This window comes from Polymorphobacter sp., assembly GCF_051860865.1.
Classification (GTDB): Bacteria; Pseudomonadota; Alphaproteobacteria; order Sphingomonadales; family Sphingomonadaceae; genus Sandarakinorhabdus.
Genome location: NZ_JBIMKZ010000003.1, coordinates 47,286 through 67,988 on the forward strand (window position 1 = coordinate 47,286; position 20,703 = coordinate 67,988).

Consider the following 20,703-nt stretch of genomic DNA (forward strand, 5'->3'; position numbering starts at 1 on the left):
CATGTCGATGAGCGTTGGTGATCCGGACAAGGATGCCGAAGACGCCCCGATGAACGAGATCAACACGACGCCGCTCGTCGATGTCATGCTGGTTCTCCTCATCATCTTCCTGATCACCGTGCCGGTGGCGATCCAGGTCGTTCCCCTGTCGCTGCCTACGGTGACCAACGTGCCGACTACCACGAAACCGGAAAACGTCGCTCTATCGGTTGATGCGAATTGCGACACCTACTGGAATCAGACTTTGGTGGAGAGCAAGCAGGACCTGCTCGATCGTGGTGTCCGGGCGCTCAAGGACGAGATTGCCCGCCAGGAAGCGCTTGGCGGAAAGATCGAGTTGCCCGAGGTCCATATCCGTGGCGACAAGGACATGGAATATCGCTGCGTGGGTGGGGTTATCTTCACCATGCAGCGGGCCGGCTTCTTGAAGATCGGCTTCATTTCCGAGCCGACACCCGGCAACGTCACGCGCTAAAGCACAGCCGGCGGGGCCAGACCCCGCCGGTCCAGATCAGGAGAGACCATCATGTCAATGTCGGTTGGAGATAACAGCGACGACGTGATGGGCGAAATGAACACCACGCCTCTCATCGACGTGATGCTCGTTCTGCTTATCATGTTCATCATCACCATCCCGATCCAGACCCACGCTGTGAAGCTGGATCTGCCGCCGCCGAACAATGCGCCCACCAATGTCGATCCGGTGTTCAACCAGGTCGATATCGACTTCCTCAACAACATTTACTGGAACAAGCAGGAAGTCGATATGGCGACGCTGAAGAGCTACATGGAGCAGTCGTCTGCTCTGCCGACCGAACCCGAGCTGCGGCTGCGTCCCGAGGCGCTGGCGCGCTACGAGGTCGTCGACCAGGTGATGGCCATGGCCCAGCAGGCCGGCGTCACCAAAATGGGCTTCGTCGGTAACGAGGCGTACGCTAACTGACCTGATCCGGTCCGTTTCCGGACCAAAACAGGCCGCGAACCAGCCGGTTCGCGGCCTTTTTCTGTCCTTTTCTTCCTCTTTCAGCGGGCCTCAGGCGGCTTCGCCGGGCTGATTCTGGTCTTCGAACTGCAGCCGCGCCAGTCGCGCATAAAGCCCGCCATTGGCCATCAGCCGGTCATGCGTGCCTTCGGCGACGATCGCGCCCCGGTCCATGACGATGATCCGGTCGGCCGTCCGTACGGTGGCCAGCCGATGCGCGATGACCAGCGTCGTACGCCCCTTCATCAGTTCTTCGAGCGCGTGTTGGACCAGCCGCTCGGACTCGCTGTCCAGCGCCGAGGTGGCTTCGTCGAGAAGCAGGATGGGCGCGTCACGCAGGATGGCGCGGGCGATGGCGATCCGCTGCCGCTGGCCGCCGGACAGGCGAACGCCCGCCTCCCCAAGGAACGTATCGAGGCCTTCGGGCAGTTCTTTCAGGAACATGTCGGCATGAGCGGCTTCCGCTGCCGCCCACACCTCGGCGGCCGAAGCGCTCGGCCGGCCGTAGCGGATATTCTCCATCGCCGAGGCGGCGAAGATCACCGTGTCCTGAGGCACAATGGCGATGCGCTGGCGGATCGCCTCCGGATCGGCCTCGACCAATGGCACCCCGTCGAGCCGGATCTGGCCTTGCTGGGGATCGTAGAAACGCTGCACAAGCTGGAACAGCGTCGACTTACCGGCGCCCGACGGCCCGACGACGGCGACGGTCTCGCCCTCGGCGATATCAAGGCTGAAGTCGACCAGCGCCGGGCTGTCCGGGCGACTGCTATAATGGAAACCAACATGATCGAAGGCCAGCGCGCCGCGCGCCGGCTCCGGCAAGGCGCGAGGGCGGGCAGGGGCGCGGATCTGCGGCCGGGCGGCGAGCAGCTCCTCCATTCGGCCCGAGGCGCCGGCGGCGCGCATGAAGTCCCCATAGACTTCGGTCAGTGTGCCGAACGCCGAGGCAACAATGATGGCGGCGAAGACAAAGGCGGTGATGGTGCCACCGGACAGGCGGCCCGAGATGACGTCGAGCGCGCCCTGCCAGAGCACCAGGGTGATGGCGCCAAAGATCAGGAAAATGACCAGCGCGGTCATGCCCGAGCGCAGGCGGATGCGGCGGCGCGCGGTATCGAACGTCGCCTCGACCTCGTCGCCGAAGCGGGCAGATTCGCGGCGCTCCTGGGTGAAGGCCTGGACGATGCGGATGGCGCCGAGGACTTCCGAGATCATCGTGCCGAGGCTGGCGATGCGATCCTGGCTGGCGCGCGACATGCTGCGGACGCGGCGTCCGACAAAGACGATTGGCAGTATGGTCACTGGAATGACCAGCAGCATCAGCAGCGTCAGCTTTGGCGACTGGAAGGCCATATAGGCCAACCCGCCAAGGCCCATGACGCTGTTGCGCAGCGCCAGGCTGGCTGAGGTCCCGACGACCTGCTCGATCACCGCAGTGTCGGACGTCAGACGGCTGGCAATCTCGGCCGGGCGATTCTCCTCGAAAAAGGCCGGATCGAGGCTGAGCAGATGGCCGTGCACGGCCCGGCGCATGTCGGCGACGACGCGTTCGCCGATCCAGCTGACAAAATAGAAGCGGAATGCCGTGGCCAGGCCGAGCAGCGAGACGATACCGAGCATGCCGATGAAATAGGGCGTGATGGCAGCAGGGTCGGACCCGGCTGAGAAGCCGTTGTCGACGATCATCTTCAGCCCTTGCGGGATGGCTAGCGTGGCGCTGGCGGCGACGACAAGGGCGACCAGCGCGCCAGTGAGGTGGCCGGGATAGGCGCGAACGAAATCCCAGACGAGGCGAAGCCGGGAAAGCTTGCGCTGTTCGGGCGGGGGGAGATCGGGTTTGGTCATAGGTGCTGATAGCAGGGCGGGGGACGGGCCTCAATGTGGCGGGAGGTGCAGCGCCGATTGTATTGGCTTTTGACAAGCCGGCCGTTGTGGCAGATGGAATGTCGCCGATCGGAGGATCGGTGTTGATAGGACTGTCGATGCTTTATACGGCCTATGAGTGGCAGCGTGCCTGGTTGGCGGGCGTTGGATCGATGGCACAGAGCGGCTCGGAATGGCTGCTCAGTCCGGCCAACCCGATATCCTATGTGGCGACCAGCCCGCTTATCGCTCGAGCGCTCGAAGTGTTCGCCCATACCACGGCGCCGCGTGGCAAGCCGGAGTTTGGCCTCGACGTCACGCTGATCGACGGTCAGCCGGTGCCGATCGCCGAGGAGATCGTCCTGGGCAAGGCGTTCGGCCAGCTCAAGCATTTTGTCCGTGATCCATCGCACCCGGCAATGCAGGGGCGCCAGGACCCGCGGCTGCTGATCGTGGCGCCGATGAGCGGCCATTATGCGACGCTGCTGCGGGGCACTGTCGAGCGGATGCTGCCCGATCACGACGTCTATATCACCGATTGGCATGATGCCCGTCAGGTGCCGCTCAGCGAGGGGCGTTTCGACCTCAACGATTATGTCGATTACATCATCGAGTTTCTCGGTGCTGTCGGGCCGGGCGCGCATGTACTGGCGGTCTGCCAGCCGACCGTGCCCTGCTTTGCCGCCGTCGCCCTCATGAACCAACATGATCATCCGGCAACGCCGCTGACGTTGTCGATGATGGGTGGACCGATCGATACGCGCCAGGCGCCGACCTCCGTCGATGATCTGGCGACCCAGCGGCCGTTCGCCTGGTTCGAGCAGAACGTGGTGATGACCGTGCCGCAGCAGTTTCCGGGAGCGGGCCGCAAGGTCTATCCGGGCTTCCTGCAGCTGGCCGGCTTCATGTCGATGAACCTTGCCAACCACATGAAATCGCACTGGGAAATGTTCAAGCATCTGGTCGAGGGCGATGACGAAGGCGCGGCCGCCAGCAAGGCCTTTTATGAGGAGTATCGCTCGGTCTGTGACATGACCGCCGAATTCTATCTGCAAACCATCGACGCAGTTTTCCAGCGCCAGCTGCTGGCCACCGGCGGCTTCTGGCATCGCGGCGAGATCGTCGACCCCGCTTTCATCAAGCGGACGGCACTGTTGGCTATCGAAGGCGAGCGCGACGACATTTCGGGTCTCGGCCAGACCAAGGCGGGACTCGACCTGGCGACCCGGCTCAAAGACAGCAAGAAAATGTATCACATGGCGGAAGGGGCCGGTCATTACGGCATCTTCAACGGCCGTCGCTGGCGCGACCAGATCGCGCCGGTGCTCGAGACGTTCATCCGTGCCCATGATCCGGCCACGCTGACCGCACTGCCTGAGCGCGTCGAAGTGCCGGCGCATCTCGATCCGGACGTAACGGCCGGTCCCGAGGTCGCCTGAGGATCAGCTTTCGAGTGCGGCCTGTTTCTCGGCCAGCTCGAGCCAGCGTTCCTCGGCACTAGCCAGATCGGTGCGGACCTTTTCGAGCTCGGCCATGACATTGGCAAACCGCTTGGGATCGCGCGTATACAGTGCCGGATCGGCAAGCGTTGCCTCATGGCGGGCGATGGCGGCGGTCAGTGTGTCCATGGTCGCCGGCAGTTCGGCCAGCGCACGCGCCTCATTGTAGCTGAGCTTGGCCGGCGCGCGCTTCGGCGTGACAGCGGTGTTTGGGTTCCGGTTCTGCGGTTTGCGGTCGCTGCGAGCCTCGCTGGCGCGGGCCTTGCGCGCTTCCGCCCAGTCCGACCAGCCGCCGACGATCGTCTCCGAATTGCCCTCGCCGTCGAGCGCCACGACCATGGTGACGACGCGGTCGAGAAAAGCGCGGTCGTGGCTGACCAGCAGAACGGTGCCGGCGTAATCGTCGAGCACCTCCTCGAGCAGGTCGAGGGTTTCCATGTCGAGGTCGTTGGTCGGCTCGTCGAGCACCAGCAGGTTCGACGGGGTGGCGAACTCGCGCGCCAGCAGCAGCCGCGAGCGCTCGCCGCCGGAGAAGCTGTCGACCGGCGCATCGAGAACGCCGGGGTCGAACAGGAAGTCCTTCAGATAGCCGACGACATGTTTGCGGACGCCATTGACCTCCAGCCATTCGCCACCATCGGCGAGCACATCGCGCACGGTGCGGGGCGTGCCGTCGGCGGCATCGAGGCGCTGCCGGCGCTGGTCGATGATCGTTGGGTTGAGGGCCTTGGCGCGCTTGATCTCGCCGCCATCGGGCTCGATCTGACCAAGCAGCAGCTTGATCAGCGTCGACTTGCCGGCGCCATTGGGGCCGATGATGCCGATCCGGTCCTTGTGGCGGACTCGCAGCGACAGGTCGGCAAGGATGGTGCGGTCGCCGAACTGCTTGGTGACATGGCTAGCATCGATCAGCACCTTGGTCTTGGTGTCGTCAGCGGAGGTCGCGAGCCGGGCGACGGCGTCGCCGGTGGTCATGGCCTTGCGGGTAGCGCGCAGCTCGATCAGCTTGGCCAGCCGGCCTTCGTTGCGACTGCGGCGCGCGGTGACGCCGCGCAGCAGCCAATGCTCCTCCTGCTTGAGCCGGGCATCGAGACGCGAGGCGGTCTTTGCCTCCTCGGCGGCGACGCGATCGGACCAGGCCTCGAAGCCGACGAAGCCGACTTCGGCGCGTCGGAGCATGCCGCGGTCGAGCCACAGGCAGTTCCTGGTCAGCCGGGTAAGAAAAGCCCGGTCGTGGCTGATGGTGACAAACGCGCCGCGATAGCGCTCGACCCAGGATTCGAGCCATTCGATGGCGCCGATGTCGAGATGGTTGGTCGGCTCGTCGAGCAGCAGCAGATCGGGCTCGGACGCCAGCGCGCGGACCAGCCCGGCGCGGCGTCGCTCACCGCCCGAGGCGGTCGCGGCCAGCGCCTCGAGGTTGACGCCGAGGCGCGACGCAATCGCATCGAGCTGGTGATCGGCGGGGGCGGCTGAACCGGCGCGGGCGAAATCGCCAAGCGTGGTGTAGCCAGTCATTGCCGGCTCCTGTTCGAGCCGGACCAGTTGCAACGCCGGCGAGACGGCGCGACGGCCTTCGTCGAGTTCGAGGCTGCCTTCGATCAGCTTCAGCAGCGTGGTCTTGCCGACGCCGTTGCGGCCGATCAGGGCCAACCGGTCGCGTGCGTCGATGGTCAGGTCGAGGTGGCGGAACAGCCAATTGCCGCCCTGGCGCAGGCCGGCATTCTCAAGGGTAAGGATTGGTTCGGGCATTGGCGACAAGTGGCCGCGCGCGCGCGGCAGCGCAAGCGGTCAAATGTAGCGGATCGTCTGCATATTTGATATTCATGGACTATTCAGAGGTTCTTGGGCATTCCCACTGGATTGAAACAAAGGCTCATCGATGCGACGCTTGTCGTCTTCCTTCCTCCTGGCACTGGCGCCGCTCCTGCTTCTCGCGGGCACGGCACATGCAGGCGTGGAGAAAAGGGTGCGTGACATGGTGGAAGCGGGTGAGATTATCGATTTCGAGACGATCAGGTCCCGTGTCACCTCGCAGGTGCGCGGCGATTATATCGGCGTCCAGTTCGATGAACCGACTCTGACCTATCGTTTTCGTTTCATGGTCGATGGTGAGCTTATCAACGTGGATGTCGATGCCCGCACGGGGCAGCGGCGCCGTGCTATACGAAGCTATTGAAAGTCTGCCATGCGTGTTTTGGTCATCGAGGACGAGCCCAACCTGCAGCGCCAGTTGAAATCGGCGCTCGAACAGGCTGGCTATGCCGTGGACACGGCCAGCGACGGCGAGGACGGACATTTCCTCGGCTCGACGGAAGCCTATGATGCTGTGGTTCTCGATCTGGGCCTGCCGGAAATGGACGGTCTGACCGTCCTCGATCGCTGGCGGCAGGAGGGCCATACCATGCCGGTGTTGGTGCTGACGGCGCGGGACCGCTGGAGCGACAAGGTGGCCGGGCTCGATGCTGGCGCCGATGATTATCTCGCCAAACCATTCCAGACCGAAGAGCTGGTGGCCCGGCTGCGGGCGCTGATCCGCCGCGCTGCCGGGCAGGCCAGTTCGGAGCTGGTGGCGGGCAATGTCAGGCTTGACGCCCGCTCGGGCCGAGTGACGCTGGGCGATGAGCCGGTGAAGCTGACGGCGCAGGAATTCAAGCTGCTGTCCTATCTGATGCACCACAAGGGCAAGGTGGTGAGCCGCACCGAGCTGATCGAACATATTTACGACCAGGATTTCGACCGGGATTCCAACACGATCGAGGTCTTCATCACGCGCATTCGCAAGAAACTGGGGGCGGAGCTGATCAGCACCACACGGGGCCTTGGCTACAGTCTCAACGACAGCTGAGCCGGACGCACCCGAAGCGGTGACGCCGCGTCGACGGCAGCATCGGTTTTCACTCTCGGGATCGCTGCGGCTGCGGATGATCGCACTGGCGGCGGCGTGGATCCTGCCGCTGCTGGCGCTGGGCGGCGTGGTGCTTGATCGGGTGCTGGTCGAGACGATTACCCGCAACTTCGACGGCCAGCTCGATTTCGCGCTGAACGCCATGGTAGCGGCGGCGGATCTCGACGAATTGAACGAGGTCCGTTTTGTGCGACCCCTCGGCGATCAGCGCTTTTACGAGCCTTATTCCGGCTTGTACTGGCAGGTGACGGCCCCGGGGCAGGACCCGTTCCGCTCCCGCTCGCTCTGGGATCGCCAGCTCGATGGCGCCCCCGAAGCGGATTGCCGGGAACCGTGCCGCTATGGCTCGCGCCGTTTCGCCGGTGAGCCGCTGCGGGTCGTTGGCCGGCAGGTGCGGCTGCCGGGGGTATCGACGGTCTTCTATTTCCAGGTCGCGCAATCGACGCGCGACCTGGATGCGCAGGTCAGCCAGTTGCGGGCGTTTCTGGTGTGGTTTCTGGCGCTGCTCGGGCTGGGGCTTCTGGCATTGGCGGCCTTGCAATCGACCTATGGGCTTTACCCGTTGCGACGGGTGAGCCGGGCAATCGTGGCCATCCGCTCGGGGGAATCGACGCGGGTGGACGAGGATTTCCCGATCGAGGTGGCGCCGCTGGTCAGCGAGATCAACGAATTGCTCGATCATGGCGAGCGTCAGGCGGCCGCGTCGCAGCGCCATGCCGGCAATCTTGCGCATGCACTGAAGACACCGATGAGCGTGCTGATCGGCGAGGTGCGTGGGCGCAATGACCCGTTGTCGCGGACGGTGGAAGGGCAGGTGAGCATCATGCGCCGCCATGTCGACCACCAGCTGGCGCGGGCGCGGGCGATGGGCCGGCGTTCATCGAGCAGCGCGCGGACGCTGGTTTGGCCGTCTTTGCAAGCCATCGCGCGGACGGTCGAGCGGATCCACAAGGCGCGCGGCGTGACCATCGACATCACCGGTGACCGCAGCAAGGTGTTCCGCGGTGAACAGCAGGACCTCGAGGAGATGCTCGGCAACCTCGTCGACAATGCCGCGCTGCATGGCGGCGGGCGGGTGTTCGTGACACTGGGCGGCGAGGACGGGCTGCTCGAGCTGTTGATCGAGGATGACGGGCGCGGCATTGCCCCGGGCGACCGCGAACGGCTGTTCTCGCGCGGCGAGCGGCTCGATACCGACAAGCCGGGCACCGGGCTGGGGCTGGCGATCGTGCGCGATGTCGCAGAGATTTACGGCGGGCAGGTGACGCTGGAAGAATCGGAGGATCTGGGCGGGCTGATGGTGCGGCTGGTGCTGCCGGCGGCCGATCAGGCCTGAGGCTGGCTCCCGGCGGCCGACTGGTGGTGCCGGATGACCTCGTCGATAATGAAGCGCAGGAATTTTTCCGAGAATTCCGGGTCGAGCCGCGCTGACTCTGCAAGCGCGCGTAGTCGGGCGATCTGAGCGGCTTCCCGGCCAGGATCGGCGGCAGGCATGCCGCTGCGGGCCTTGTGCTGGCCGACGGCCTGGGTGACCTTGAAGCGTTCGGCCAGCATGAAGATCAGCGCCGCATCGATGTTATCGATGCTGTCACGATAGGATTGCAGCAGTTGATCTGACATGTTGGTCTCCGCAGCGTCGTCGATTCACCTTTGCGGCGGATGCGCGCGGTTGCAAGGCTTGGGGTTGCACACAAGCCAGCATCGCTTAAGGAAGCCGTTGTGAACGGTTCTGTTCTTCCCTTGCGGCCGCGTGGATCCCCGACGATGGCCGGGCTGATGGCCCTGACCGGGCCGGGGCTGACGGCGGTCAACCATGTCATCATCGACCGGATGCAGTCGCCGGTGGCATTGATCCCCGAATTGGCGGGCCATCTGATTGCCGGCGGTGGCAAGCGGCTCCGGCCGATGTTGACGCTCGGCTGTGCGGCGCTGCTCGATTATTCGGGCAATCGTCACCACAAGCTGGCAGCGGCCGTGGAGTTTATCCATACGGCGACGCTTCTTCATGACGATGTCGTCGATGCCAGCGGCATGCGGCGGGGCAAGGCGACGGCCAACCGCCTGTGGGGCAACCCGGCCAGCGTGCTGGTCGGCGATTTCCTGTTCAGCCGGGCCTTCGAGCTGATGGTCGAGGATGGCTCTTTGAAGGTGCTGAAGATCCTGAGCTCGGCCTCCGCGATCATCGCCGAGGGCGAGGTGGCGCAGCTGACCGCCCAGCGCGACGTCGAGACCAGCGAGGACCGCTATCTCGAGATCATCACCGCCAAGACCGCGGCGCTGTTTTCAGCCGCCTGCCAGATCGCAGCCGTGGTGGCCGAGCGCGATGCCGCCGTCGAAGCGGCGCTGGAAGCCTATGGCCGCAACCTCGGCATTGCCTTCCAGCTGGTGGACGACGCGATCGACTATGTGTCGGACGCCGATACCATGGGCAAGGACCGTGGCGACGATTTCCGCGACGGCAAGGTGACCCTGCCGGTGATCCTGGCCTATGCGCGCGGCGATGAGGATGAGCGGACCTTCTGGCGCGAGGCAATGCGCGGCAAGAGAGTGTCCGATGACGATCTGGCCGAGGCCGAGCGGTTGCTGGACCGCCGGCAGGCCGTAACCGACACCATGGCGCGGGCCCGCCACTATGGGGCACGGGCGATCGACTCGCTGGCCGGTTTCCCCAAGGGCCCGGCCCGTCAGGCGCTGAGCGAGACGGTCGAATTCGCCATCGCCCGGGCTTATTGACGGGCTTGCGCCGCCGCCACGGATGCGCGAAGGACGGCGCATGTTGGCACGCCTCTACCAGCGCCCGAAAAGCGCCATGCAGTCCGGCCGCGCCCGGATGGGCGAATGGCTTCTGGAATGGGAACGTAGTGAGCCGCAGCGGCCCGATCCGCTGACCGGCTGGGCCGGCTCCGGTGCCACCGATACCCAGGTGCAACTGCGTTTTCCGACGCGCGAGGCGGCGCTCGCCCATGCGGCGCGGCTGGGGCTCGAAGTCGAGATTGTGCCGCTTGGGCCGCGCCGGCTCAAGCTCCAAGCCTATGCCGACAATTTCAGATAAGACGGATTTTCGGCGCCCGTAGCTCAGCCGGATAGAGCACGTGCCTTCTAAGCTCGGGGTCGCAGGTTCGAGTCCTGCCGGGCGCGCCATCCCCATCATTCTATGGCGCAGGCCTTTCCCCGGCGCCTAACGCGTCTCGCAGCCCTGTTTGGGAGTCGACTCGGCCATGCGCACGAACGCGTCCCAGCGCTGATCGAACACGCGGCGCTTGTCCGCATCGGATTGCAGCCCCAGCATCGCCAGCCGCGAGGTTGCGCCGTCGAGCATCTCGATCAGGATGTCGATATTCACTTCGACCATCTCGACCGGAACGCCGGCCCTGGCCGCAATCGGCTGCGCAAGGCGTCGATAGGGCGCGCCGAACTGCTCTCCCCATTCGTGCAGGTGCTGCTGAAGTCCTTCGTCGCGAAGCGCCTGCGCCTTGATGAAAATGCCGATCCGGTGATCGCGGCCATTGTCCCGGTCGAACAGCCGCCAGGCTACGGCGCGCAGAGCGGTGAAGGGATTGTCGGGCAGGTCTTCGGTGGCGGTGTTGATCCGTTGGGTCAGCAGGCTGCTGATCGCATGGACGAGTAGTTCCTCCTTGGTTTTCCATCGGCGATAGATCGCCTGCTTGCTGACTCCGGCACGCGCGGCGACCTGGTCGACATTGAAGTCGCTGCCGTCGGCGGCAAAGGCATCGAGGGTCGCCTCGACGAGCGCCGCGTCAATGGCGGCGGCGCGCTCGGCCGTGGGCCTTCCGGCACCGGGCTTGATTGTTGTCATCACGTCAATTTGTATCGTTCGGGAAATAAATGCAACTCTGAAGTTGCGTTTAATCCAGTTCGCGATTAGGGGCGGATTCGCTGGCCAGTCTTTCGGCCCAGGAGAGTCTTCGTGTCGTATCGTTTCCGTGTCGTGTATCCGGCGCTCGTCTTCGCCGGTTTGGCGCTGGCCTCCTGTGGGTCCGACCAGCCCCAGCAAGCGGCGCCGCCGCCGACGATGGTCGAGACGATCGTCCTGCAGCCGGAAACTGTGCCCAACATCATTGAATTGCCGGGCCGTATCGAGGCAATCCGTACGGCCGAAGTGCGCGCCCGCACCAATGGCATCGTCGAGAAGCGGCTGTATCGCGAGGGCACCGACGTCAAGGCCGGCACGCCGCTATTCCTCATCGACCCCCGCGAATATCGCGCCCAGCGCGAGCAGGCGCAGGCCGCGCTACAGCGCGCGCTTGCCGCCCGCGAAAATGCCGCCTCCGTGGTGGCGCGCTACAAGCCGCTGGTCGCCGACCGGGCGGTCAGTGGCCAGGAGAATGACCTGGCTCTGTCCACGCTGCGTCAGGCCGAAGCGCAGGTGACCGAAGCGCGGGCGGCGCTGGCCCAGTCCGACCTGCAGTTGAGCTTTACCACCGTGCGGGCGCCAATTTCTGGCCGTGTCAGCCGCGCTGAGGTTACCGAAGGCGCGCTGGTGAGCGGCACCGAGGCGACGCTGATGACCCGCGTCGACCAGTCCAGCCCGGCCTACGCCGTGTTCACCCAGTCAAGCAGCGCCATTCTCGACATGATGGCTGAGGTGCGCGCCGGCCAGTTGCAGATTGCCGAGCTCGGCACCATCAAGGTCAGGCTGATCCTCGAGAATGGTGCCGACTATGGCCTGGTCGGCCAGCTCGATTTCGCCGACCAGTCGGTCGATCCGCAAACCGGCAGCCAGACAGTTCGCGCCGTGTTTGCCAATCCCAACCGTGTGCTGGTCCCGGGGCAGTTCGTGCGCGGGCGGATCGAGGCCGGCACATTGCGCGGCGGCTTCGCCATCCCGGAGCGAGCCGTCCAGTTCCAGGCCAACCAGGCCAGTGTCTCGGTCGTCGACGCTGACAATGAGGTGTCGTTGCGGCCGGTCCAGCTCGGCGCCCAGGTCGGCGGCCGCTGGGTCGTCCAGTCGGGCCTGAAGGCAGGCGAGCGGATCATCACCGATGGCTGGCAGAAAGTACGCCCGGGCCAGAAGGTGCGTATTGCCGGGCAGGTGAAGGCTGCGCCCGTGCCGGCCGGCGGCCGCTGAGCATGGACCGCTTTTTCGTCTACAAGCCGGTCTTCGCCTGGGTCATCGCGGCGTTCATCGCGCTGGCCGGGATCATCGCGCTGCGGGCGCTGCCGATCGAGCAATATCCCTCGGTGGCACCGCCCTCGCTGACGCTGTCCTACACTTACACCGGCGCCGATGCCGAGACGCTCGACAAGAATGTCACCGCGGTCATCGAGCGCGAGATGAACGGTATCGACGGCTTTCTCTACATGTCGTCGACCAGCCGCTCGAACGGCACGGCGGAAGTGGTGCTGACCTTCGAATCGGGCACCGATCTCGACGTTACCCGAACCCAGGTCCAGGACCGTCTCAACCGCGCCGAGCCGCGCCTGCCCGAGGATGTGCGACGGCTGGGAATCCAGATCACCGACAATAGTTCGGGCTTCCTGATGGTGGTGGTGCTCTCCTCGAAGGATGGCAGCCTGACGCCGCTTCAACTCGGCAACTATGCCGCCAATAATGTCGTCCTCGAACTCCGGCGGGTGACCGGTGTGGGCGATATCCAGCTGTTCGGTTCGCAATATGCGATGCGCATCTGGCTCGATCCCGCCAAGCTGGCAGGCTTCGGCCTGTCGCCGAGCGCGGTTCTCGCGGCTGTCGTCGAGCAGAACAGCCAGACGGCGGGCGGCGGCCTCGGCGAGCAGCCTATCACCATGGAAACCGAGTTCACCGCCAAGATCGTCACCCAGAACCGCTTTTCCGATCCCGAGCAGTTCCGCAACATCATCATCCGCGCCAATACCAACGGCTCCACGGTCCGGCTGCGCGACGTGGCGCGGGTGGAGCTGGGCGCCGACAGCTATGGCTTCAAGGCGCAGCTCAACGGCCGCGAGATCGCCGGCATGGGCATTCAGTTGGCCAATGGCGCGAATGCTGTCGAGGCCGCCGAAGCCGTGCGGGCGCGGATGGCCGAGCTGGAGCCCAATTTTCCGGCCGGCATGACCTGGGCGGTGCCGTTCGACACGACGCCGTTCATCAATGCCTCGATCGACAGCGTCATCAGCACGCTGGTCGAGGCGATGGTGCTGGTGTTCCTCGTCATGTTCCTGTTTCTGCAGAACTGGCGGGCGACGCTGATCCCGGCGGTCGTGGTGCCGATCGCGCTGCTCGGCGCCTGCCTCGGGCTTTACCTGTTCGGCTTCACCATCAACACGCTGTCGCTGTTCGGCATGGTGGTGGCGATCGGAATCCTCGTCGATGACGCGATCGTCGTCGTCGAGAATGTCGAGCGGCTGATGGCCGAGGAGGGATTGTCCCCGCGCCGCGCCACGATCAAGGCGATGGGGCAGATCCGCGGCGCCATCATCGGCATCACGCTGGTGCTGATCGCCGTGTTCATCCCGATGGCCTTCTTCCCGGGATCGACCGGTGGCATCTACCGCCAGTTCTCGGTGACACTGGCGGTGTCGATCTTCTTCTCGGCGGTGCTGGCGCTGACGCTGACACCGGCGCTGTGCGCGACGCTGCTCAAGCCGCATGTCACCCACGACGGCCAGCGGCCGGCGCCGCCAGCCGGCGTACGCGGCTGGCCCCGGCGCTTCTTCGACGGGTTCAATGCCCGCTTCGGCCGCGCCACCGACAAATATGGCCGCAGCGTCGCGCGGATGACCAGCGCCCCGCTGCGCTGGCTCGCCGTGTTCGTGGTGGTGCTCGGGATGACGGGCCTGCTGTTCCTGCGCCTGCCCGGCGGCTTCCTGCCGACCGAAGACCAGGGCTATTTCCTTGTCAACTATGACGCGCCGGTGGGGGCAACCATGGCACGGACCGAGACGGCGGTGGCGCGGGCAGAATCCTATCTGAAGGTGCAGCCGCAGGTCCGTAACGTGATGACCATCATCGGCTTCAACTTCTTCGGCCAGGGGCAGGGGGCGGCGATGTCCTTTATCGACCTAAACCCCTGGGAGGAGCGGACCGGCGCCGGGGATAGCGTCGACGCGTTGATCGGCGGCACCATGGCCGCGGTCGGCGATATCGCCGGCGCGACGATCTTCCCGATCAATCCGCCGCCGATACAGTCGCTTGGCAATGCCACCGGCTTCTCGATGAAGATCGAGGATCGCAGCGGCACCAACCGCGCCGGGCTGCTGGCAGCGCGCGATGCCATTCTCACCAGAGCGGCGCAGGACCCCATGCTGGCCGGCGTGCGCCCCGACGGCCAGGGCGACGCGCCCGAACTCTATGTCGATATCGACCGGGTTCAGGCCCGGGCGCTCGGGCTTCAGATTGCCGACGTCAACGCCACGCTGGCGATCAATTTCGGCTCGGCCTATGCCAACGACTTCAGCCGGGAAGGCAGCGTGCTCCGCGTCTATCTGCAGGCCGAGGCGGCGCAGCGGATGACCCAGCAGGATGTGCTGGATCTGCGCGTTCCGGTTGCGACGACCTCGGCCGCAGGGGTCGATGCGGTCAAGCTGGTGCCGTTCTCGGCGTTCACCAAGGTCTCGTGGCGGACGGCGCCGATCCAGCTGGAACGCTATAACGGCTATCCGTCGCTGACCATTTCGGGGCAGGCCGCTGCGGGAGAATCCTCGGGCGCCGCGCTGGAAGCGATGGAGCGGATCGCCGACGAGACGTTGAGCGGCAGCCTGGCCTATGAATGGACGGGCACCGCTTTCGAAGAGAAGCAGGCCGGCGGTCAGATCGGGCTGTTGTTGGGCCTGTCGATGGTGGTCGTGTTCCTGCTGCTGGCGGCGCTCTACAACAGCTGGGCGATCCCGCTTTCAGTGCTGCTGGTGGTGCCGTTCGGGGTGCTCGGCGCCGTGCTGTTCACGATGTTTCGTGGCCTGTCGGCGGATGTCTATTTCAATGTCGGCCTGATCACCATCATCGGCCTCGCCGCCAAGAACGCCATCCTGATCGTCGAGTTCGCCATCAACGACGAGAAGGGCGATGTCAGCACCCGCGACGCCACCATCGAGGCCTCGCGCCAGCGGCTGCGACCGATCCTGATGACCAGTCTGGCCTTCATCCTCGGCATGGTGCCATTGGTGATCGCCAGCGGCGCCGGCGCGGCGAGCCGGCATGCCGTCGGTACCGGCGTGATGGGCGGCATGATTACTGCAACTCTCCTCGGCATCTTCTTTACGCCGGTCTTCTATGTTTCGGCGCGCAAATGGCTGAGCCGGGGCCATGATCCCGAGGCGGAAGATGCGGCCGAGGACGCGCGGCTGACAGCCGAAATTGCTGAAAAGGCGCAGGCCCATGCGTAAGTTCCTGCTGCTCGGTACCGGCCTGTTGCTCGCCGGCTGCAACATGGCGCCTGACTATCGCCAGCCGGTAATGCCGGTGTCCGCCCGTTTCCCGGCGCCTGAGGCACCGGCAGCCACGCCGCTTGCCGCCGATCTCGGCTGGCGGGACTATTTCGGCGACGAACGGTTGGAGGCGTTGATCGCCGCCGCACTGGCCAACAACCGGGATCTTGCCCAGTCGCTGGCGCGGGTGGCGCAGGCACGCGCGCAGTTCAACATTCAGGACGCGCAGCGGCTGCCGGCGCTGACCGCCAACACCGGCTACAGCAAGAGCCGGCAACCTTTGGGCTCGCTGGGTTTCGGCGATGCGCTGGGGTCCGATGCTACCGCCATCCAGTTCCAGAATTTCACCGCCAATGTCGCCGTCACCAGCTTCGAGATCGACCTATGGGGCCGGGTACGCAATCTGTCGGATCAGGCGCGGGCGCAATATCTCGCATCGGTGCAGGGAAACCGCGCCTTCCGCCTTTCGCTGATCAGCCAGGTTGCGGCGGCCTATTACGCCATCCGCTCGGGCGAGGAGCGTATCGCATTGGCCCGCGAAACGCTGTCCGGGCGTGAAGAGGGGCAGCGCCTCGCCCAGCGGCGGCTCGATGCCGGCGTGACCTCTACCGTCGATTACGACCAGACCGTGCTGCTGACCACCCAGGCGCGCGCCGAACTGGCCGATCTGGAGCGTGCCACCGAACAGGCGCGCAACCTGCTGACCGTGCTTATCGGCGGGCCGATGGCGGGGCCGTTGCCGGCAGGGCGGCCGCTGGACGAAGCCGGTCAGTTCGACACGCTCGATGCCGGGCTGCCATCGACGGTGCTGGCCAACCGCCCCGATGTCCTCCAGGCCGAGTTCAACTTGCGCGCCGCCAATGCCAATATCGGTGCGGCGCGGGCGGCCTTCTTCCCGTCGATCTCGCTGACCGGGCAGTTCGGCTATGCCACGCCCGTGCTCGGGGACCTGTTCAAGGCCGACACCACTGCCTGGTCGTTCGGCCCGGCGATCAGCCTGCCGATCTTCGATTGGGGCCGCCGCAACGCCCAGCTGCGGCTCAGCCGCGCCCAGGCCGATGAGTTGACCGCCGCCTATCAGCTGGCCGTGCAGACCGGCTTCCGCGAGGTCGCCGACGCGCTGGTGGCGCGGCAGCGCTATGCCGAGCAGATTGCCGCCGTCACCGAGACGGTGACAACCCAGCAGCGGCTGGCCCGCACGGCCCGGCAGCGATACGATCAGGGCCTGTCGATCTATCTCGAAGTGCTCGATGCCGAGCGTAACCTGTTCGCCGCGCAGCAGCAGCTGATCGATCTCCGCTCGGTCGCACTGCAGAACGGCGTCACCCTCTATGTGGCGCTCGGCGGCGGCTTGAAGGAGCGGTCGGCGGACGCGCTGCCGCGCATCGACCAGCCCTGAGCCGTTACCGCGCGCGCTTCACCGGCCGTTTGCGTTGCGAGCGGATACTCAGCCCTATGCCGGCCATGAAAGTCAGGCAGGCCAGCACCATGGTGGCGATAATGGCATTCTGGGCGATCATCCCGAACGGCCGCAGCATGTTCCACTTGTGGAGCAGGCTGAAGCTCCAGTTCTCGATCTTCTGGGAATTCGCCGTCCGATCGGCGAGAACGCCGGTGGCGGGATCGACGAACAGCGTGGCGTTGAGCGGCGGGCCATAGTCGAGCGCCCAGACCGGCAGCCGCTTGTTGCGGAAATCATAGCCGGGACCGAAACCGGTGATCAGCCGCGCCTCGCGGACATGGCTGCGATCGAGCCCGGTGAAGCGGCCGCCGAGCTGCATCGCCATCTCACGGTCCCCCGGCGCCCAGGCGCGGCCGGTCAGTGCATCCAGATAGAGCGGCGGCAGGCTGGTCGGCGCGCCCTGGAAGCGGGCGTTGCGGATGGCGCCAGCATCGCGCGGCGCGCTGGCGGCGTTCATCGCCAACGACAGGCGATAGAGCGTGCGGCCCTCCTGTGTCTGGACGAGCGATACACCGGTGATCTGCCGGCCTTCGGCGAGCGCCCGCCAGGCACGGGTCAGCGGATAACCGCTTTCCGGCACCCGCAGCGGCGGTGACAGGCGCAGCGTCCGCGTCGGCGTGGCCCAGCCGTTCTGGACGAGGTGATAAAGGCCGCTGGCCGAGAAGAACAGCAGCGGCACCGCCAGCACCAGCCCGGCCCGGCGATGCCAGAGCCGGCGGCCCGAGGCGCGGCGGCGGATCAGAACCAGCATCGAAATGCCGCTGACCACCAGCGAGAACAGTGACCCGACCAGCACGCCGATAATCAGCACGCGCAGCCATTCGGTCTTCCCCTTCAGCCAGTTCCAGCTGTGCAGCGTCTGGAACAGCTGCTGGATCAAGGCCTTGCGGCTGTCGACGACCGAGGCCACGGCGCCGGTCTCGGTGTGGATATAATAGGCCAGCCCGTCCGGCCGGTCGAAGCGCACCAGCCAGGCGGGCAGCAGCCGGTTCACCGACGGATAGGCATCCGAGAATTCGGTGATCCGCTCGACGCCGAGGATCGGCGTGTCCGGCAGCCCTGCATAGTGGCGGGCGAGGAAGGCTGCATGGCGCGCATCCTCGCCCGGCAGCTCGGTGCCGTCCGCCAGCCGGAAATAGCGGCGCGGCGCATCGGCGGTCTCGGTAACCTGGAGCAAGTTCTCCTGCTCGCCGACGACTATCTTGATGGCGGCGGCGTTGCGGATGCCGGCCGCCGCCAGGGTGTCGTGCAGCGGCCGGGCCGTGCTCAGGTCAAGCCCGCGCTGCGGCGGCAGGAATACAGCTGATTGCGGGCCGAAGCTGCTCATGGTGATATGAAGCAGCCCCGAAATGCCCCAGAGCAGCAGCGCCGCGCCGCCGACGATGGCCAGCGCCTGATGCCAGTTCATCGCCCGCAATCGCCAGACGGGGCGGGCGGGAGGAGCAGCGGGACGGGTATCGGCGACACTGGCCATCGTGCCGCGCCTCAGAAGCCGGCCGAAAGACCGGCGAAGATCGCCCGTCCCTGGCCCGGTGTATAGGCTGCTGCGCGTTCCAACAGCTGGTTGGCGTTGGTGGCGACATTGGAGATGTGCGCGGTGTTGAACAGATTCTCGACCGAGCCGAACAGGCGAATGTTCCGCGACAGGTCCACCCCGGCGTTGAGGCCCCACAGCGCGTAGCCGGGCGCCTTGGTGGTATTGGCGAAATCCACCCATGGACCTTCCGGGCTCCAGCGCAGATTGGCCGCAAGATACCAGCCACCCTTGCTGTTGAGCCGCACCTCGCTGGTGTAGACGTGGCGCGGCACGCCGGCGAGGCGGTTGTCGCCATAGCTGGCATCGTCCCGGAAGCGGAAGTCGTTGAGCGTATAGACCTGCCGCCAGACGGCGCCGAGGTCGCCGGTCAGGTCCACGAACACATCCAGCCCGGCCTCGATCCCCTGGTGTATTGTCCGGTCCGCATTGGCCGTGTAGGAGACAAAGCCACGCGCGCCGGGCTCGCCGAAGTCGAGGAACTCCTGCTCGATCCAGCTGCGATAGACGGTGACGTCGAAGGCGATGATTCCGGTCTGGCCGCGGCCACCGGCCTCGACCGTCCAGGCGCGCTGGGCATCGAGGGGACCGAACGGCCGGGCACCGCCGGCGGTGAGATCGGCGAGGCTGGGTGGCTCGAAGCCGCGGTTGACGTTGGCGAACAGCTGGATGCTCTCCGACGGCGTATAGAGCAGCCCGAGCCGCGGATTGAGCTGGCTGTAGACACGCCGCCCGGACACGGCGTTGAGGATCGCCGCCACCTCGCGTCGCACGGTCGCATATTGCAGTCCGGCAACCATCCGCAGGTCCGTCGCCAGCCCGGCATCGAGCTGGCCATAGGCAGTGAGATTGGCCGAGTCCTGGTCCGACTGGCCGGTCAGCGTGCCGCGCTCGCCGCTGTTGTTGGCCCAGGTCTTCGCGTCGTTGCTGGCGATATTGGCCTGGGCGCCGATCAGCCATTCCACCGGCTTGCGGTCCGGGCCGTCATTGTTGCCGAGCCGCGCGAACAGCCCGAACTCGTTTTCCTTCTGGTCGATGATCCCGGCGAAGCGGGTGATCGCATGGTCGAGCCCGCGCCAGCTATACCAGCCGCCGGCCTGCAGGCTCAGCGCGCCGAGGTCGACCGTAGTGCGGCTGACGAGGCGGACGACATCAAGGTTGCGGTCCCAATCATCGGCGACCGGGCCGGGATCGAGGATGGTGACCGGGCCGCCCGGGAAGAATGGCCCGGCGGTGACCGGCCGGCCGGCCTGGCGGCGATTGGCCAGCGCATCGGCCAGCGACAGCGAGCCGGCAAGCTCGAAATTGTCGGTCAGCGCGGTGACGAACACCCGGGTCTCGACCGTGTCGGACAGCTGCAGCCCGACATTGGCGAAGCCGTAGAGGCTCCGGATGTTGCTGTGCTCGCGATAGCCGGACGAGGTCAGGCCGGTGGCGCTGACATGATAGTCGAGCTTGTCATCGGCGCCGGCGATCTGGACGTTGCCGCGCACCGTGTCGAAGCTGCCGCCTTCGAGGCGGAGCGTCACCGGCGTCCTGGCGCTGCGGCCGCTGGGGCTGACGATATTGATGGCCCCGCCGAGCGAGGCCGCGCCATAGGCCAGGCCGTTGGCGCCCTTGTAGACCTCGAGGAAGCTGATCGACACCGGGTCGACCTCCTGGAATTCGGTGCTGCCGCTGGCCCGGGTGATCGGCACGCCGTCGCGCAGCAGGGTCAGGCCGCGGCGCTCGAAGCCGGAGTTCAGCCCCGAGCCGCGGATGGAGATGCGGTTTTCGCGCTGCGCCGATGTGTCGGCGAAGACACCGGGGGTGAACACCAGAGTATCGCCGATGCTCTGGGCGAAATCATCGAGGAAGCTTTCGGCTTCGACCAGCCCGATGCTGCCGGGAATGCGCTCGAGGCTGCGACGCGCCTCGCGCAATTCGGTGGCGACGCTGGCGGTGACGATGATCTCGTCGAGGGTGGTGCGGTTGCCCAGACCTTGGGCGAACGCGGCGGGTGCAGTGCTCAGAAGCAGCGTGGCGACGGCCACGCGCGAAACCATAGGGGAGAACATCGACTATACCTTGGACAGGCGGGCGGCCTGC

17 protein-coding genes and 1 tRNA gene are annotated in these 20,703 nt (G+C 65.8%); 12 read left to right on the forward strand and 6 right to left on the reverse strand.

Annotated elements, in window-relative coordinates:
- Window position 1: 1 nt before the first annotated feature.
- The gene (locus ACTIFJ_RS01270; protein ID WP_439532265.1) at window positions 2-475 is read left to right on the forward strand and encodes an ExbD/TolR family protein; all 474 of its coding nucleotides are present in this window, start codon (window positions 2-4) and stop codon (window positions 473-475) included.
- Between the two features lie 51 nt (window positions 476-526).
- Complete coding sequence (locus ACTIFJ_RS01275) at window positions 527-943, forward strand: ExbD/TolR family protein (protein ID WP_439532266.1); 417 nt, start codon at window positions 527-529, stop codon at window positions 941-943.
- A 90-nt stretch (window positions 944-1,033) separates the two neighbouring features.
- Here the strand turns inward: ACTIFJ_RS01275 and ACTIFJ_RS01280 are convergent, their stop codons facing one another.
- Window positions 1,034-2,830: an ABC transporter transmembrane domain-containing protein gene (locus tag ACTIFJ_RS01280; RefSeq protein WP_439532267.1), complete on the reverse strand. Its 1,797-nt coding sequence runs from the start codon at window positions 2,828-2,830 to the stop codon at window positions 1,034-1,036.
- 137 nt (window positions 2,831-2,967) lie between these two features.
- Here ACTIFJ_RS01280 and ACTIFJ_RS01285 point away from each other — a divergent pair, with 137 nt between their 5' ends.
- Window positions 2,968-4,287, forward strand: coding sequence for a polyhydroxyalkanoate depolymerase (locus ACTIFJ_RS01285; RefSeq protein WP_439532268.1), 1,320 nt, complete (start codon window positions 2,968-2,970; stop codon window positions 4,285-4,287).
- A gap of 3 nt (window positions 4,288-4,290) precedes the next feature.
- Here the strand turns inward: ACTIFJ_RS01285 and ACTIFJ_RS01290 are convergent, their stop codons facing one another.
- Window positions 4,291-6,099, reverse strand: a complete 1,809-nt coding sequence (locus ACTIFJ_RS01290) for an ATP-binding cassette domain-containing protein (RefSeq protein WP_439532269.1) — start codon at window positions 6,097-6,099, stop codon at window positions 4,291-4,293.
- 130 nt (window positions 6,100-6,229) lie between these two features.
- On the opposite strand from ACTIFJ_RS01290, the gene ACTIFJ_RS01295 reads away from it, so the two are divergent.
- From ACTIFJ_RS01295 to ACTIFJ_RS01305, 3 genes are all read left to right on the forward strand, one after another.
- On the forward strand, window positions 6,230-6,526 hold the full coding sequence (locus tag ACTIFJ_RS01295; RefSeq protein ID WP_439532270.1) for a PepSY domain-containing protein: 297 nt from the start codon (window positions 6,230-6,232) through the stop codon (window positions 6,524-6,526).
- 9 nt (window positions 6,527-6,535) lie between these two features.
- Window positions 6,536-7,195 carry a response regulator transcription factor gene (locus ACTIFJ_RS01300; protein WP_439532271.1) on the forward strand — a complete coding sequence of 220 codons (660 nt, stop codon included), beginning with the start codon at window positions 6,536-6,538 and terminating at the stop codon, window positions 7,193-7,195.
- A gap of 76 nt (window positions 7,196-7,271) precedes the next feature.
- Window positions 7,272-8,591 (forward strand): ATP-binding protein, encoded by a 1,320-nt coding sequence (locus ACTIFJ_RS01305; protein ID WP_439532272.1) that lies wholly within the window; start codon window positions 7,272-7,274, stop codon window positions 8,589-8,591.
- Here the strand turns inward: ACTIFJ_RS01305 and ACTIFJ_RS01310 are convergent.
- Window positions 8,582-8,875, reverse strand: coding sequence for a chorismate mutase (locus ACTIFJ_RS01310; RefSeq protein ID WP_439532273.1), 294 nt, complete (start codon window positions 8,873-8,875; stop codon window positions 8,582-8,584). The genes ACTIFJ_RS01305 and ACTIFJ_RS01310 overlap by 10 nt on opposite strands.
- Window positions 8,876-9,019: 144 nt before the next feature.
- Between ACTIFJ_RS01310 and ACTIFJ_RS01315 the strand changes: the two genes are divergently transcribed.
- The 3 genes from ACTIFJ_RS01315 (at window position 9,020) to ACTIFJ_RS01325 (ending at window position 10,396) form a co-directional block, all read left to right on the forward strand.
- A complete protein-coding gene (locus tag ACTIFJ_RS01315; RefSeq protein ID WP_439532274.1) occupies window positions 9,020-9,988 on the forward strand; it encodes a polyprenyl synthetase family protein in 969 nt (322 codons plus the stop codon).
- Between the two features lie 40 nt (window positions 9,989-10,028).
- Window positions 10,029-10,307, forward strand: coding sequence for an NADH dehydrogenase ubiquinone Fe-S protein 4 (locus ACTIFJ_RS01320; RefSeq protein ID WP_439532275.1), 279 nt, complete (start codon window positions 10,029-10,031; stop codon window positions 10,305-10,307).
- A gap of 12 nt (window positions 10,308-10,319) precedes the next feature.
- Window positions 10,320-10,396 (forward strand) — tRNA-Arg (locus ACTIFJ_RS01325).
- A 37-nt stretch (window positions 10,397-10,433) separates the two neighbouring features.
- Here the strand turns inward: ACTIFJ_RS01325 and ACTIFJ_RS01330 are convergent.
- Complete coding sequence (locus ACTIFJ_RS01330; RefSeq protein ID WP_439532276.1) at window positions 10,434-11,072, reverse strand: TetR/AcrR family transcriptional regulator; 639 nt, start codon at window positions 11,070-11,072, stop codon at window positions 10,434-10,436.
- A gap of 111 nt (window positions 11,073-11,183) precedes the next feature.
- Between ACTIFJ_RS01330 and ACTIFJ_RS01335 the strand changes: the two genes are divergently transcribed.
- The 3 genes from ACTIFJ_RS01335 to ACTIFJ_RS01345 are packed head-to-tail and all read left to right on the forward strand — an operon-like array spanning window position 11,184 to window position 17,018.
- Entirely contained in the window at window positions 11,184-12,344 is a 1,161-nt protein-coding gene (locus ACTIFJ_RS01335; RefSeq protein WP_439532277.1) for an efflux RND transporter periplasmic adaptor subunit, read from the forward strand.
- Window positions 12,345-12,346: 2 nt separating this feature from the next.
- Window positions 12,347-15,577 carry a multidrug efflux RND transporter permease subunit gene (locus tag ACTIFJ_RS01340; protein ID WP_439532278.1) on the forward strand — a complete coding sequence of 1,077 codons (3,231 nt, stop codon included), beginning with the start codon at window positions 12,347-12,349 and terminating at the stop codon, window positions 15,575-15,577.
- Complete coding sequence (locus ACTIFJ_RS01345) at window positions 15,570-17,018, forward strand: efflux transporter outer membrane subunit (protein ID WP_439532279.1); 1,449 nt, start codon at window positions 15,570-15,572, stop codon at window positions 17,016-17,018. The genes ACTIFJ_RS01340 and ACTIFJ_RS01345 overlap by 8 nt, the downstream gene beginning before the upstream one ends.
- A 4-nt stretch (window positions 17,019-17,022) precedes the next feature.
- Here ACTIFJ_RS01345 and ACTIFJ_RS01350 read toward each other — a convergent pair whose 3' ends face one another.
- Both ACTIFJ_RS01350 and ACTIFJ_RS01355 read right to left on the reverse strand, forming a co-directional pair.
- Window positions 17,023-18,555, reverse strand: a complete 1,533-nt coding sequence (locus ACTIFJ_RS01350) for a PepSY domain-containing protein (protein ID WP_439532280.1) — start codon at window positions 18,553-18,555, stop codon at window positions 17,023-17,025.
- Between the two features lie 11 nt (window positions 18,556-18,566).
- Window positions 18,567-20,660 (reverse strand): TonB-dependent receptor family protein, encoded by a 2,094-nt coding sequence (locus ACTIFJ_RS01355; RefSeq protein ID WP_439532281.1) that lies wholly within the window; start codon window positions 20,658-20,660, stop codon window positions 18,567-18,569.
- Window positions 20,661-20,703: the final 43 nt, after the last annotated feature.

Bases quoted from the DNA above. Each gene is read 5' to 3' on its own strand.
- ACTIFJ_RS01350 (WP_439532280.1), bottom strand. From the start codon at position 18,555: ATGGCCAGTGTCGCCGATACCCGTCCCGCTGCTCCTCCCGCCCGCCCC.
- ACTIFJ_RS01340 (WP_439532278.1), top strand. From the start codon at position 12,347: ATGGACCGCTTTTTCGTCTACAAGCCGGTCTTCGCCTGGGTCATCGCG.
- ACTIFJ_RS01270 (WP_439532265.1), top strand. From the start codon at position 2: ATGTCGATGAGCGTTGGTGATCCGGACAAGGATGCCGAAGACGCCCCG.
- ACTIFJ_RS01315 (WP_439532274.1), top strand. From the start codon at position 9,020: ATGGCCGGGCTGATGGCCCTGACCGGGCCGGGGCTGACGGCGGTCAAC.
- ACTIFJ_RS01345 (WP_439532279.1), top strand. From the start codon at position 15,570: ATGCGTAAGTTCCTGCTGCTCGGTACCGGCCTGTTGCTCGCCGGCTGC.
- ACTIFJ_RS01275 (WP_439532266.1), top strand. From the start codon at position 527: ATGTCAATGTCGGTTGGAGATAACAGCGACGACGTGATGGGCGAAATG.
- ACTIFJ_RS01285 (WP_439532268.1), top strand. From the start codon at position 2,968: ATGCTTTATACGGCCTATGAGTGGCAGCGTGCCTGGTTGGCGGGCGTT.
- ACTIFJ_RS01290 (WP_439532269.1), bottom strand. From the start codon at position 6,099: ATGCCCGAACCAATCCTTACCCTTGAGAATGCCGGCCTGCGCCAGGGC.
- ACTIFJ_RS01295 (WP_439532270.1), top strand. From the start codon at position 6,230: ATGCGACGCTTGTCGTCTTCCTTCCTCCTGGCACTGGCGCCGCTCCTG.
- ACTIFJ_RS01305 (WP_439532272.1), top strand. From the start codon at position 7,272: ATGATCGCACTGGCGGCGGCGTGGATCCTGCCGCTGCTGGCGCTGGGC.
- ACTIFJ_RS01355 (WP_439532281.1), bottom strand. From the start codon at position 20,660: ATGGTTTCGCGCGTGGCCGTCGCCACGCTGCTTCTGAGCACTGCACCC.
- ACTIFJ_RS01330 (WP_439532276.1), bottom strand. From the start codon at position 11,072: ATGACAACAATCAAGCCCGGTGCCGGAAGGCCCACGGCCGAGCGCGCC.
- ACTIFJ_RS01300 (WP_439532271.1), top strand. From the start codon at position 6,536: ATGCGTGTTTTGGTCATCGAGGACGAGCCCAACCTGCAGCGCCAGTTG.
- ACTIFJ_RS01310 (WP_439532273.1), bottom strand. From the start codon at position 8,875: ATGTCAGATCAACTGCTGCAATCCTATCGTGACAGCATCGATAACATC.
- ACTIFJ_RS01280 (WP_439532267.1), bottom strand. From the start codon at position 2,830: ATGACCAAACCCGATCTCCCCCCGCCCGAACAGCGCAAGCTTTCCCGG.
- ACTIFJ_RS01320 (WP_439532275.1), top strand. From the start codon at position 10,029: ATGTTGGCACGCCTCTACCAGCGCCCGAAAAGCGCCATGCAGTCCGGC.